The following is a 13299-nucleotide window of genomic DNA, read 5'->3' as shown; positions in this document are numbered from 1 at the left end:
TCATCCGGGGCCGTCCCCGCGCGGGTGCCGGCGCGGCGGCTCCGGGTCGACCTGCTCGGGGTCGGCGTCCGGGCCCTCGCCGCCGAGGTCGGCGGCGGCCAGTTCGCTGCGCTCGGCCGCGTGCCTGATCTGCCGGTCCTCGATGTCGTCGGGGACCTCGTCGTCGCCCGTGAGGTACCAGCTGCGGTAGCTGACCGCCAGCAGGAACGCGGTCAGCCCGAAGGTGATCACGATGGCGGTGAGGATCATGGCCTGCGGCAGCGCGTCGCTCAACGTGCCGGCGGGCGCCGTGCCGACCACCGGGGCGGCACCCGAGCGCCCGCCGAGCAGGATGAGCGCGTTCACCCCGTTGCCGAGCAGGATGACGCCGAGCAGGATCCGGGTCAGGCTGCGTTCCAGCAGCAGGGTGACCCCGCAGCCGACCAGCACCCCGGCGGCGACGACCAGCACCAGGGTCGGCCCCGCGCCGGCCGTCCTCACGCCCGCTCCCCCTGCCCGTCGACCCGCAGGCCGCCCCCGGACTCGCCGGCCGCCTCGATGTGCCGGTCCACCTCGGCGCCGAGGCTGCGCAGGATGTCCAGCACCAGCCCGACCACGACCAGGTAGACGCCCACGTCGAAGAAGAGGGACGTGACCAGGTAGAAGTCCCCGATCACCGGCAGCCACAGGTTGATCCGGGCGCTCTCGAGCACCGTGCCGCCCGCGAACAGGGCGACGGCGCCGGTGCCGATCGAGACGAAGAGGCCGGCGCCGAGCACCGTGCCGGCGCCGACCGGGGCGGCCTCGGCCAGCTCGTAGCGACCGCCGGCCAGGTAGCGCACGGCCAGCGCCAGGCTCGCCACCAGGCCGCCGGCGAAGCCGCCGCCCGGCGCGTTGTGGCCGGCGAAGAGCAGGAACAGGGAGAAGACCACCACCGTGTGGAAGACCAGGCGGGTCACCACCTCGAGAACGATCGAGCGCTGCCGCTCGTGCAGGGTCGCCCCGCCGCGCAGCCAGACCCGGTGCCCCGGCCGCTGCACCCGGTTCGGCCGCTCCGGGCGGCGCGGGCGGGGCCCGGTCCGGGACCGCTGGAAGACCAGGCTGGCCACGCCGGTCGCGGCCACCACCAGCACCGACAGCTCGCCCATCGTGTCCCAGGCCCGGATGTCGACCAGGGTCACGTTGACGACGTTGCGGCCGTAGCCGTGGGTGACGGCCAGGTCCGGGAACGCGGCGGAGATGGTGGGCGCCCGCCTGGCCGAGGCGGCGGTCAGGGCCAGCCCGCCCACCACCACGCCGACCACCAGCCCGATCGTCCGACGCGCCCACTTCAGGCGTCTCGGTCGGGCCGAGAACCGCTCCGGCAACCGGCGCAGCACCAGCACGAACACCGCGATGGTGGCGGTCTCGACGAGGAACTGGGTCAGTGCCAGGTCCGGCGCGCCGTAGACCACGAAGAGCATCGCCGTGCCGTAGCCCGTCATGCCCACCAGCAGCATGGCCGTCAGCCGCCGGCGGGCGCCCACCGCCAGCACCGCCGCGACGGTCACCACCGCCACCACCACGACCTGCAGCGGGCTGTCCCAGAGGGCGATCCGTTCCCGCCACGGACGGGTGGCCAGCATCGCCCCGCCGGGCACCAGGGCGAGCACGATCAGGATGATGCCGAGGTACTGCGGCAGCGAGCCCCGCTGGGTCGCGCCGGTGACCCTCATGGCCAGCCGGTCGAAGCGGCGGACGAGCCACTCGTACCCCTGGTTGCCGCTGACCGGGACGTGCAGCCGGGCCAGCACCGGGGCGAGCGGGCCGCGCAGCGCGAACAGCGCCGCGCCGCCGGCCACGGCCAGCGCGGAGAAGCCGAGCGCGGGGCTGAGGCCGTGCCAGAGCGCCAGGTCCTTGCCGACGACGCCGAACGACTCGGCGTACGGGCGGAGCAGGCCGTCGAGGATCCCGGCGGCCGGGCCGGCGGCCAGCCCGACGGCGGCCAGCAGGGCCGGCGGGGCGAGCATCGACGCGGGGATCCGCCCGGGCGCGGCCGGTTCCACGCCGGGCCGGGTGGCGAACGCGCCCCAGACGAAGCGGGCGCTGTAGGCGACGGTGAGCGCGGTGCCCACCACCAGCACGGCGACGACGGCGGGCCGGTCGGTGAAGGCGGCCAGCACGGCCTCCTTGGCGACGAAGCCGACAAGCGGTGGCAGCCCGGCCATCGAGGCGGCGGCGAGCACCGTCACGGTGACGAGCAGCGGCGCCCGGCGCCCCAGCCCGGACAGCTCCCGCAGGTCGCGGGTGCCGGTGCCGTGGTCGATGATGCCGACGACGAGGAAGAGCGGCGCCTTGAACAGGGCGTGCGCCAGCAGCATCGCCACCCCGGCGAGCGCCGTGTCGGGGGTGCCGGCCCCGACGGCCACCGCGATCAGGCCGAGCTGGCTGACCGTGCCGTACGCCAGCAGCAGCTTCAGGTCGGTCTGCCGCAGCGCCGCCCAGCCTCCGGTCAGCATGGTGGCCAGGCCGGCGACCACGACCACCGGCCGCCACGGGCCGGCGCTCGCCAGCACCGGGGCGAGCAGCGCGATCAGGTAGACGCCGGCCTTCACCATCGCGGCGGCGTGCAGGTACGCGCTCACCGGCGTGGGCGCCGCCATCGCCACCGGCAGCCACGAGCTGAACGGCAGCAACGCCGACTTGGACAGTGCCCCGACGAGGATCAGCACGACCGCCGCGACGAGGTACGCCCCGCCCGGCAGCGGGGCGGCGGCGATCTCCGACCAGCGGTAGGTGCCGGCGTGCCCGCCGAGCATGATGAACCCCACCAGCATCGCCAGCCCGCCGAACGTGGTCACGGTCAGCGCCTGCGCCGCCGCCCACCGGCTGGCCCGCCGCTCGGCGCTGTGCCCGATCAGCAGGTACGAGAAGACCGTGGTGAGCTCCCAGCAGACGTAGAGCAGCAGCAGGTCGTCGGCGAGGACCAGGCCGAGCATCGCCCCCGCGAAGGCCACCAGCACGGCCGCGAACCGGGCCACGCCGGCGGACTCCCGGCCGAAGTAGTGGGCGCTGTAGACCAGGACCAGCGCGCCGACGCCACCGACGAGCAGGGTCATCAGCCAGGACAGGGTGGTCAGCCGCAGCGCCAGGTCGACGCCGAGCTGGCCGATCCACGGGTACGTCTCGACCACCGCCCCGCCGTCGTGGACGGCGGGCGTGCGGGCCAGCGCCCAGCCGAACGCCGCCGCCGGCGCCAGCGCCAGCGGGTAGCAGGCGCGGGGACCCCACCACCGGACGAGCAGTGGCGCGACGAGGGCCGCCACGAAGTGGAGGATCAGCAGTACGAGCACCCGCGCTCCCGGTCGAGGTGGCTGCGGCGCGCGCCGGAGGTGGGACGGCACCTAGGTGCGATCACACGCCAGATCGTCGCCCGGCGGGCGGTTTTGCGCGAATTCGTCCCGTTGTCGCCCGCGTGCGGGTAACCGGTCGAGGCGGCCGGCCAGCCGTCAGCCGAGGGCGACGCGCAGGGGCCGGCGGGCGCAGGCCGGGGGCGGCCGTCAGCCGACGGCGACGTCGGCGGTGGGGGTGGGGGCGACGACGGGCTCCCGGGCGGGGCGCTCACGACGGGGCTCCACCAGCAGGTCGGGGCGGCCGAGCTGGATCACGACCTTGTTGACCACCCGCTGAGCGGCGGCGAGGGAGCGCACCGGCAGCAACCGGCCCCGGCTCTCCCGGCGCAGCACGAAGTAGTGCACCGCGGCGCGGACCTGCCCCCGGTCGGCCGCGCTGGCCTGCGCGGTGGAGACGACCAGCTCCCGCAGCGCGGCGGCGAGCCGCTCGGCCAGCTCCAGCTCCGGGCCGGACAGCCCGGTGCGGACGGCAGCGAGGTGACTGTCGACCTTGCGGATGAGCACGTCGGTGCCGGGCTCGAAGCTCCGCTGCTCGACGGTCAATCCGATCTCCTCCACCCCGGGCCGACGCTCCGGGTGAAGTTACTTTATGTTGTGGGGCACAAGCAACCAGTTAAGTAAGACTTAACGGATTGAACGCGCAAACATCGCGTATGAGCCGGAGCGGGGCAATGGCCCTCCGCCCAGAGCCTCGATGTCACACCGTCGGGGCAGGATGGAGGGCGTGACGGATGCGATGGCGGGTTTCGGCGCGGCCACCCGGGAGTGGTTCGGTGCCGCCTTCGCCGCGCCCACCGCCGCCCAGACCGGCGCCTGGGGCTCCGTCTCCGCCGGGCGCAGCGCGCTGGTGGTGGCCCCCACCGGCTCGGGCAAGACGCTGGCCGCGTTCCTCTGGTCGCTCGACCGGCTCGCCCGCGAGCCCGCCCCGGCCGACCCCCGGCAGCGGTGCCGGGTGCTCTACGTCAGCCCGCTCAAGGCGCTCGCGGTCGACGTCGAGCGCAACCTGCGCACCCCCCTCGCGGGCATCCGCCAGGCCGCCACCCGGCTCGGCGTCGCCCCGCCGGAGATCACCGTGGGGATGCGCACCGGCGACACCCCCGCCGACGAGCGGCGGGCCTTCGCCCGCACCCCGCCGGACATCCTCATCACCACACCCGAGTCGCTGTTCCTGCTGCTCACCTCCGCCGCCCGCGACTCCCTGCGCGGCGTCGAGACGGTGATCCTCGACGAGGTGCACGCCGTCGCCGGCACCAAACGCGGCGCCCATCTCGCGCTCTCCCTGGAACGCCTCGACGAGCTGCTGCCGGCCCCGGCACAGCGGATCGGCCTCTCCGCCACCGTCCGGCCCGTCGACGCGTGCGCCCGTTTCCTCGGCGGCGCCCGCCCCGTCGACGTGGTCGCGCCGCCCACCGCCAAGACGATCGAGGTCAGCGTCCAGGTGCCGGTGGAGGACATGACCCGCCTCGACGAGCAGGAGCCGCCGGAGGACGACCTCGGTGGCCTCGGCGCGCGCCGGGCGTCCATCTGGCCGGCGGTCGAGGAACGCGTCTTCTCCCTGGTCAGGGCACACCGCTCGACAATCGTCTTCACCAACTCCCGGCGTTCCGCCGAGCGCCTCTGCGCCCGGCTCAACGAGCTGGCCGGCGAGGAGCTGGCCGGCGGGCCCACGCCGTCGCCGCGCGGCGCACAGGAGTGGGGCGGCCCCGAAGGGCCGGTGCGCGTCGGCCGCACGCCGGCGGAGCTGATGGCGCAGGCCGGCGCGGCGGCCGGCGCACCGGCGGTGATCGCCCGCGCCCACCACGGCAGCGTCTCCCGGGAGGAGCGCAAGCACATCGAGGAGGCGCTCAAGTCCGGCCAGCTGCCCGCCGTGGTGGCCACCTCCAGCCTGGAGCTGGGCATCGACATGGGCGCCGTCGACCTGGTGGTGCAGATCGAGGCGCCGCCCAGCGTGGCCGCCGGCCTGCAACGGGTGGGCCGGGCCGGGCACCAGGTCGGCGCGGTCTCCCGGGGGGTGGTCTTCCCCAAGCACCGGGGCGACCTGCTCTCGTGCACGGTGGTGGCCGAGCGGATGGCCGAGGGCGCCATCGAGGAGCTGCACCACCCGCGCAACCCGCTCGACGTGCTGGCCCAGCAGATCGTCGCCATGGTGGCGCTGGAGCCGTGGCGCGTCGGTGACCTGGCCGTGCTCGTACGCCGGGCGGCGCCCTTCGCCGAGCTGCCCGACTCGGCGCTGCACGCCGTGCTCGACATGCTCTCCGGCCGCTACCCGTCCACCGCGTTCGCCGAGCTGCGGCCCCGGCTGGTCTGGGACCGCGCCACCGACACGCTCACCGGCCGGCCCGGCGCGCAGCGGCTCGCGGTGACCAGCGGCGGCACGATCCCCGACCGGGGCCTCTTCGGCGTCTTCCTGGCGGGGGCCGAGCGGGCCGCCCGGGTCGGCGAGCTGGACGAGGAGATGGTCTACGAGTCCCGCGTCGGCGACGTCTTCCTGCTCGGTTCGTCGTCCTGGCGGATCGAGGAGATCACCCCCGACCGGGTGCTGGTTTCCCCGGCCCCCGGGCAGGCGGCGAAGATGCCGTTCTGGAAGGGCGACCAGCTCGGCCGCCCCGTCGAGCTGGGCCGGGCCATCGGCGCCCGGGTGCGCGCCCTGCTGCGGCAGAGCGACGAGACGGCGGTCGCCGCGCTGCGGGCCGGCGGCCTGGACGACTGGGCCGCCGGCAACCTGATGGCCTACCTGCGCGAGCAGCGCGCCGCCACCCGCTCCCTGCCCGACGACCGCACCGTAGTGGTCGAGCGGTTCCGCGACGAGCTGGGCGACTGGCGGCTGGCCGTGCACAGCGTGCTCGGCGCCCGGGTCAACGGGCCGTGGGCGCTGGCCATCGGCCGCCGGCTCGCCGAGCGCTACGGCGTGGACGCCCAGGTGATGCCGTCCGACGACGGCATCGTGGTCCGCCTGCCGGACACGGCGGAGGAGCCGCCCGGCGCCGACGTGGTGGTCTTCGAGCCCGAGGAGATCGCCCAGCTCGTCGAGGAGTCGGTCGGCACGTCCGCGCTCTTCGCGTCCCGGTTCCGCGAGTGCGCCGCCCGGTCGCTGCTGCTGCCCCGCCGCGACCCGCGCCGCCGCCAGCCGCTGTGGCAGCAGCGGCAACGCGCCGCCCAGCTGCTCGACGTCGCCCGCGAGTACGCCGACTTCCCGGTCACCCTGGAGGCCGCCCGGGAGTGTCTCCAGGACGTCTTCGACCAGCCGGCGCTGGCCGAGTTGATGCGCGACCTGGCCGCCCGCAAGGTGCGCCTGGTCGAGGTGGAGACCGCCCAGCCGTCGCCGTTCGCCCGGTCGCTGCTCTTCGGCTACGTCGGCGCCTTCCTCTACGAGGGCGACGCGCCGCTGGCCGAACGCCGGGCCGCCGCGCTGGCGCTGGACTCGACCCTGCTCGGCGAGCTGCTCGGCCGGGTCGACCTGCGGGAGCTGCTCGATCCGGCGGTGCTGGCCGAGACCGGGCGGCAGCTGCGCTGGCTGACCGAGCAGCGCCGCCCGCGCGACGCGGAGGACGTGGTCGAGCTGCTCCGCGTGGTCGGCGACCTGTCGGAGGCGGAGCTGGCCGAGCGGGGCGCCGCCCCCGCCTGGCTGACCGAGCTGGCGGCGGCCCGCCGGGTGCTACGCGTGCGCGTCGCCGGCGAGGAGCGCTGGGTGGGCGTCGAGGACGCGGCGCGGCTGCGCGACGCCCTCGGTGTGGCCCTGCCCGTCGGGGTGGCCGAGGCCTACCTCGCCCCGGTGGCCGATCCGCTCGGCGACCTGGTCGCCCGCTACGCGCGTACGCACGGGCCGTTCGCCGCCGCCACCTGCGCGGCCCGTTTCGGGCTCGGCGTCTTCGTGGTCGAGCAGACGCTGCGCCGGCTCGCCGCCACCGGTCGGGTGGTGGCCGGCGAGTTCACCCCCGACACGGCCGGCAGCCAGTGGTGCGACGCGGAGGTGCTGCGGCTGCTGCGGCGCCGGTCCCTGGCCGCGCTGCGCCGGGAGATCGAGCCGGTGCCGCCCCGCGCGCTGGCCGCGTTCCTGCCCCGCTGGCAACAGGTCGGCTCGTCCGCGCGGGGGGTGGAGGCGCTGGCCGCCGCCGTGGAGCAGTTGCAGGGCGCGGCGGTGCCGGCGTCGGCCCTGGAACGGCTGGTGCTGCCCGGCCGGGTCGCCGACTACTCCCCCGCTCAGCTCGACGAGCTCTGCGCCAGCGGCGAGGTGCTCTGGGCCGGCTCCGGGGCCATCTCCGGCGGGGACGGCTGGGTCACGCTGGCCTACGCGGACGTCGCGCCGCTGCTGCTCGCCCCGCCCGACGAGGCGCTCACCCGCACCCCGCTGCACGACGCGGTGCTGGACGCGCTCGGCGACGGGCAGGCGCTGTTCTTCCGGTCGCTGTCCGACCGGGTCGGCTCGACCGACGACGCCGCGCTGAGCGCCGTCGTCTGGGACCTGGTGTGGGCCGGTCACCTCACCAACGACACCCTGGCGCCGTTGCGCGCGGCGCTCGGCGGCGGTGGGGCGCACCGGTCCCGTGCCACCGCGCCGCGCACCCGTTACCGGCGCCCCGGGCGGGTGGCCCTGCCGACGCGTGTGGGCCCGCCGACCGTGGCCGGCCGCTGGTCGCGGCTGCCGGAGCGCGACACCGACCCGACCCGGCGCGCCGCGGCCCTGGCCGACGTGCTGCTCGAACGGCACGGCGTGGTGACCCGGGGAGCGGTCATGGCCGAGCAGGTGACCGGCGGTTTCGCCGCGGTCTATCCGGTGCTCTCGGCGCTGGAGGAGCGCGGCGCGGCCCGGCGGGGCTACTTCGTCGAGGGGCTGGGCGCGGCGCAGTTCGCGGTGCCGGGGGCGGTGGACCGGATCCGGGCGCTGGCCGAGCCGACCGACGGCGGGCGGGGGCGTGGCGGGCCCGCCCTGGTGCTCGCCGCCACCGATCCGGCCAACCCTTACGGTGCGGCGCTGTCCTGGCCGGAGCGGGTGGTCGACTCGGGCGACGGGACGGCCCCGGCGACCGGGCACCGGGCGGGGCGCAAGGCCGGCGCCGTGGTGGTGCTGGTCGCCGGTGACCTGGTGCTCTACGTCGAACGCGGCGGGCGGACTATCCTCTCCTTCACCGACGACACCGACCTGCTGACGGCGGCCGGGAAGGCGCTCGCCGACGCGGTCCACTCCGGCGCGTTGGGCGCGATGTCGGTGGAGCGGGCCGACGGCGAGGCGGTGCGCTCCTCGCCGCTGCGCGACGCCCTCACCGCCGCCGGCTTCCGGGCCACCCCGCGCGGCCTGCGCCTGCGCGGCTGACCCGCACCGTCAGCGCAGCCCGGTGAGGACCTTCTCGTACCTGGCGCGATCGGCGGCGGGGGTCTTCGCCTCCAGGTAGTTGAGCACCACCGTGCCCCGCCGGAACGACTGGCCGCCCCACGTCTCGGCGATGTCGCTGGCGCTGGTCTCGTCGGGGAAGACGTACACGGTGACGGCGTCCGTCGCGACCAGCTCGGAGCAGCCCAGGCCGAGCCCGTCCGGGCCGCACTCGACCGACCGGTCCCGGGGGTTCGGCACCTTCAGCCCGGCGGCCTTGAACGCGTCGACGACCTGCCGCGCGCCGGGCGTCCCGGTCGGGCGGGCCGGCAGCTCGACCGGCGGCGGGCTGGCGGGGCGGCGCTGGGTGGGCCCGCCGGCGCTCGGAGCCGCCGGGCCCGCCCTCGTCGGCCGGGCGCTCGGCGGGGCGGCGGGCGTCGCCGTGGCTTCCGTTGAGCCGGTCGGGCCCGGGGACGGCACGTCGGCCGGGGTCGACGCCGTGGCGGCCGGTGGCGCGGCGCGCCGGTCCTCCGCGTCGTCGCCGCAGGCGGCGGTGAGGGCGGCGGCGATAACGAGCACCGCGACGGCGGGCAGGCTCCGGTTGGTCACCCCTGGCAGTCTGCCCAACCGGATCCCGTCCCGGCAGTGGCCGGTCGGTCAGTGCGGCTGTCCCATTTCTGCCAGACCGCTCCGGTCGACCGGGGCGGTCTGACGGCGTCGGTACGATCCCGACCGGTCGACGAGGGGAGCCGACGATGAGCGTGGTGGACGGGGCGGACGGGATGACCGTCCGGCCGGCGCGGGCCGGGGACCGGGCGGCCGTGGACGCGCTGCACGAACGCGAGTGGGGCGGGCCGTACGTCGTCGCCCACGACACCCGGTACGACCTGCGTACGCTGCCCACGCTGGTGGCGACCGACGGGGCCGGGGCGGTCGTCGGGGCGCTCGCCCACCACGACGACGCCGACGGGCTGGAGGTGGTCAGCGTGGTGGCCGCGACGCCCGGCGGCGGCGTCGGCACGGCGCTGCTGGCGGCGGCCGGCGAGGTGGCCCGGGCCGGCGGCCGGACCCGGCTCTGGCTCGTCACCACGAACGACAACCTGCGGGCGCTGCGCTTCTACCAGCGGCGCGGGCTGCGGCTGGTGCGCGTGGACCGGGGCGCGGTGGACCGGGCCCGCCAGCTCAAGCCGAGCATCCCGGTGGTCGGCGAGGACGGCATCGAGTTGCACGACGAACTGGTCCTGGAACTGCCCCTCACCGCCGACGGACGGGTCCCCGCCGGCCGCCCGGTGCACGGTCGGCGGGTCGTCGCCGGCCCGCCCGCCGGTGCGGCCCGCGCCCCGTGGATCTCGCTGACCACCGACTACGGCCTGGCCGACGGATTCGTCGCCGCCTGCCACGGGGTGATCGCGCGGCTGGCGCCGGAGGCCCGGGTCGTCGACGTCACCCACCTCGTCCCGCCGGCCGACGTACGCCGGGGCGCGGCGGTGCTCGCGCAGGCCGTGCCGCACCTGCCGCTCGGGGTGCACGTGGCCGTCGTCGACCCGGGCGTGGGCACCACCCGGCGGGGCGTCGCGCTGGCCACGCCCCGCGGGCTGCTGGTGGGGCCGGACAACGGCCTGCTGGTGGAGGCCGCCGAGGCGCTGGGTGGGGTGACCGCGGCCGTCGAGCTGACCGACCCGGAGTGGCTCGCGCCCGAGGTGTCACGCACGTTCCACGGCCGGGACGTCTTCGCGCCGGTCGCCGCGCGGCTGGCGCTCGGCGCACCGCTGTCCGGGGTCGGCCCGGCGGTCGACCCGGAGTCCCTGGTCCGGCTGCCGGCGCCGGTGCTCCGGCGGGAGGCGGACGGGTTCACGGCCGAGGTGCTGACCGTCGACCACTTCGGCAACGTCCAACTGGCCGCGCCGGCCGACCTGCTGGCGCCGTTGCCGGTCCGGGTCCGGGTGCGACCGGGCGCGGGTGCCGGGCCCGACCGGGAGGCCGTGCACGGGCGCACCTTCGGCGACGCCGGACCGGGCGGACTGCTGGTGCACGCCGACTCCGCCGGCCTGGTCGCCGTGGCGGTCAACGGCGGCCGGGCGGTGGACCTGCTGGCGGTGGCGCCGGGCGACCTGCTGCGCGTCACGGCCGGCTGAGCAGCGGGCCGGCCGGGCGAGGTGCCGGGCGGGCGACCCGGGCGCCGGGCCGGACCGGAGCCGGCCGGCCCGGCGGGCGTACGCGGGTGGTGGTCAGCAGAGCGGCACGGTGCCGCCGTAGACCGCCGAGACGTACGCGTGGCTGACGTACTGGCCGCCGGTGAGGCGGTTCCACCGGTTGGTGGTCCGGTACGGGCCGACGACGGTCTGCCCGGTCACGTAGCACTCGATCGGCACGTTGGCGTACCGGGCGGCCAGGCCGCGCACCGCGTACCCCGTGCCGGCGCCGGCGCGGATGTTGAGCGGACCGTCGCCGACCACGCCGCGCGGACCGCTGCCGGTCCACAGGTACGCCACGTCCACCCAGGCGTTGGTGGTGAGCTGCAGCCCGTCCCAGAAGGTGCCGTCGGCGAGGTCGACGCCGGCCGGGTTCAACACGACCCGCCCGAACTGGTCAAGCCCGCCGTTGTAGCCGTACTGGTAGGCCGCCTGTGCCTGCGGCCGGCCCTGCGGGAGGTCCTTCCAGTTCTCCCGGACGGCGCTGAGGTTCCAGTAGTCGTCCCGGGTGTTCCACGGGCCGACGTCCCAGACCGGGGCGTACTCGCAGCGGCTGCCCGTGGTGGTGCAGACCCGCACGGTGTAGTCGCCGGTGTTCGCCGGGGCCAGGGCGCGCCGGGACGGCAGCGCCACGAAGTGGTCCCTGGCCACGATCGTGTGCCCGTTGGCGGTCACCTCGCCGACCAGCCCGATCCGCGTCGCGTACACCCGGTAGGTGGGGCCGGGCGAGGCGGCGACGGCGGCGACGGTGTCGGCGGTGAGTCGCACGGCGCGCACCTCCGCGGTCGCGTCCGGCCGGCTCGCAGTGAGCACCACCCGGGTCTGCACGCGGGTGACCGGCCGGTCGAAGACCGCTCCGCCAGTGGCCTCGCGCCACTCGGTCCAGCCCGCCGCCCGCCAGCCCCGCACCTGGGCCTCGGCGGTGCCGCCGGCGGCGGTGCGGGCGTCGACGGCGGCGCGGATCCGGGTGGCCGGCCGGGCCAGGGTGCGCGGCGGCGCGAGGAAGATCCCCTCGGCGACCGCGCTGCGGGGCGCGCGGGACCGCGCGAGACGGGGATCTGCCAGCCGGAGCCCGGCGCGGGTGTGCCGGACGTTGACGTCGTCGGCGTCGACGCGGGAGAGGTCGGTGCTCCACCGTTCGCCGGCGGCGGCGAGGGCGGGGCCCGGGGCGGGTACGAGGGCGAGGGCGAGGATGACGGTCAGGGCGGCGGTACGGGCGCGACGTTGGGGCAGAATCATGGGCATTCTCCTCAGAACTCCCTGATCGTGCCCTTGTCGGTAGATCGACAGGAACCACCATACAAATAGCGACACATGCGAATTCGGCTCGGACGAGGAAGGATGGACGGGTGCCCGAAGGCGACACCGTCTGGAACACCGCCCGCGTACTGCACCGTGCCCTGGCCGGCGCCCGCCTGACCGGCAGCGACTTCCGGGTGCCGCAGCTCGCCGCGGCCGACCTCGCCGGCTGGACGGTGCGGGAGTCGGCCAGCCGGGGCAAGCACCTGCTGCTGCGGCTCACCGCCCCACCGCACGCCACGCCGCCGCCCGACGCCCCGATCGCACCGCAGGCCGGCGGCACCGCCCCGGCGCAGGGCGGCGGCACCGCCCCGGCGCAGGGCGGCACGGCCCCAGCGCAGGCCGGCACCGCCTCGGCGCAGGCCGGCACCGCCTCGGCGCAGGGTGGCGGTGCGACCGGGGACACGGCACCGGGAGACGACGGCGGGGCGCGCTGGACACTGCACTCGCACCTGCGGATGGACGGCGCCTGGCGGGCGTACGCGCCCGGGGAGCGCTGGGCGGCCCGGCCGGCGCACCTGATCCGGGTCGTGCTGCGCAGCGCGCGGGCGGTCGCCGTCGGCTACCACCTGCACGAGCTGGCGCTGGTGCCGACCGCCGAGGAGGAGTCGCTCGTCGGGCACCTCGGCCCCGACCTGCTCGGCGCGGACTGGGACCCGGCGGAGGCGGTGCGCCGGTTGGCCGCCGATCCGGACGTCACCATCTCCGAGGCGCTGCTGGACCAGCGCAACCTGGCCGGCGTCGGCAACCTCTACAAGTGCGAGGTGCTCTTCCTGCGCGGCGTCTCGCCGTGGACCCCGGTGCGCGCGGTGCCGGACCTCGCCGGCACCGTCGCCCTCGCGCAGAAGCTGCTCGCGGCGAACCGGGGCCGCTGGACGCAGAGCACCACCGGATCGCTGCGCCGGGGGCAGACCAGCTACGTCTACGGCCGGCGCGCCCAGCCCTGCCGCCGGTGCGGCACCGCGATCCGCAAGGAGGAACTGGGCGAGCGGGTCACCTACTGGTGCCCGGTCTGCCAGCCGGAGCGTCCCGCCGACTGAGGCGGCCGGACCGGTGCGACACCGCGCGTGTCCTGCCTCGCGCATGGCGGGTAGCCGCCCGCAGCCACCCGGTCGGCGTGTCGGGCGGG

Annotated in this window: 8 protein-coding genes and 1 pseudogene; 4 read left to right on the top strand and 5 right to left on the bottom strand. The window is 76.5% G+C overall.

All coding sequences use genetic code 11. The features are described from left to right. From ACN27A_RS29835 to ACN27A_RS29825, 3 genes are all read right to left on the bottom strand, one after another. Positions 1-480 carry a Na(+)/H(+) antiporter subunit C gene (locus tag ACN27A_RS29835; protein ID WP_421457844.1) on the bottom strand — a complete coding sequence of 160 codons (480 nt, stop codon included), beginning with the start codon at positions 478-480 and terminating at the stop codon, positions 1-3. Continuing rightward, entirely contained in the window at positions 477-3311 is a 2835-nt protein-coding gene (locus ACN27A_RS29830) for a Na+/H+ antiporter subunit A (RefSeq protein ID WP_421457843.1), read from the bottom strand. Before ACN27A_RS29830 ends, ACN27A_RS29835 begins: the two co-directional genes overlap by 4 nt. A gap of 207 nt (positions 3312-3518) precedes the next feature. Continuing rightward, positions 3519-3914 (bottom strand): hypothetical protein, encoded by a 396-nt coding sequence (locus ACN27A_RS29825; protein WP_421457842.1) that lies wholly within the window; start codon positions 3912-3914, stop codon positions 3519-3521. Between the two features lie 172 nt (positions 3915-4086). Between ACN27A_RS29825 and ACN27A_RS29820 the strand changes: the two genes are divergently transcribed. Then, positions 4087-8682: an ATP-dependent helicase gene (locus tag ACN27A_RS29820; protein ID WP_421457841.1), complete on the top strand. Its 4596-nt coding sequence runs from the start codon at positions 4087-4089 to the stop codon at positions 8680-8682. A 9-nt stretch (positions 8683-8691) separates the two neighbouring features. Here the strand turns inward: ACN27A_RS29820 and ACN27A_RS29815 are convergent, their stop codons facing one another. Beyond that, positions 8692-9288 (bottom strand): hypothetical protein, encoded by a 597-nt coding sequence (locus tag ACN27A_RS29815; protein WP_421457840.1) that lies wholly within the window; start codon positions 9286-9288, stop codon positions 8692-8694. Positions 9289-9434: 146 nt separating this feature from the next. On the opposite strand from ACN27A_RS29815, the pseudogene ACN27A_RS29810 reads away from it, so the two are divergent. Together ACN27A_RS29810 and ACN27A_RS29805 are read left to right on the top strand one after the other, a co-directional pair. Further along, positions 9435-9800, top strand: a pseudogene (locus ACN27A_RS29810) (GNAT family N-acetyltransferase); the annotation flags it as partial. 168 nt (positions 9801-9968) lie between these two features. Further along, positions 9969-10814, top strand: a complete 846-nt coding sequence (locus ACN27A_RS29805) for an SAM hydrolase/SAM-dependent halogenase family protein (RefSeq protein ID WP_421458661.1) — start codon at positions 9969-9971, stop codon at positions 10812-10814. A 93-nt stretch (positions 10815-10907) separates the two neighbouring features. Here the strand turns inward: ACN27A_RS29805 and ACN27A_RS29800 are convergent, their stop codons facing one another. Then, a complete protein-coding gene (locus ACN27A_RS29800) occupies positions 10908-12110 on the bottom strand; it encodes a hypothetical protein (RefSeq protein WP_421457839.1) in 1203 nt (400 codons plus the stop codon). A gap of 110 nt (positions 12111-12220) precedes the next feature. Between ACN27A_RS29800 and ACN27A_RS29795 the strand changes: the two genes are divergently transcribed. Further along, on the top strand, positions 12221-13210 hold the full coding sequence (locus tag ACN27A_RS29795) for a zinc finger domain-containing protein (protein WP_421457838.1): 990 nt from the start codon (positions 12221-12223) through the stop codon (positions 13208-13210). Positions 13211-13299: the final 89 nt, after the last annotated feature.

Source organism: Micromonospora sp. WMMD737 (assembly GCF_049179055.1).
In the GTDB taxonomy this organism is placed as follows: Bacteria; Actinomycetota; Actinomycetes; order Mycobacteriales; family Micromonosporaceae; genus Micromonospora; species Micromonospora reichwaldensis.
This window is presented reverse-complemented; position numbering and strand designations above follow the sequence as displayed.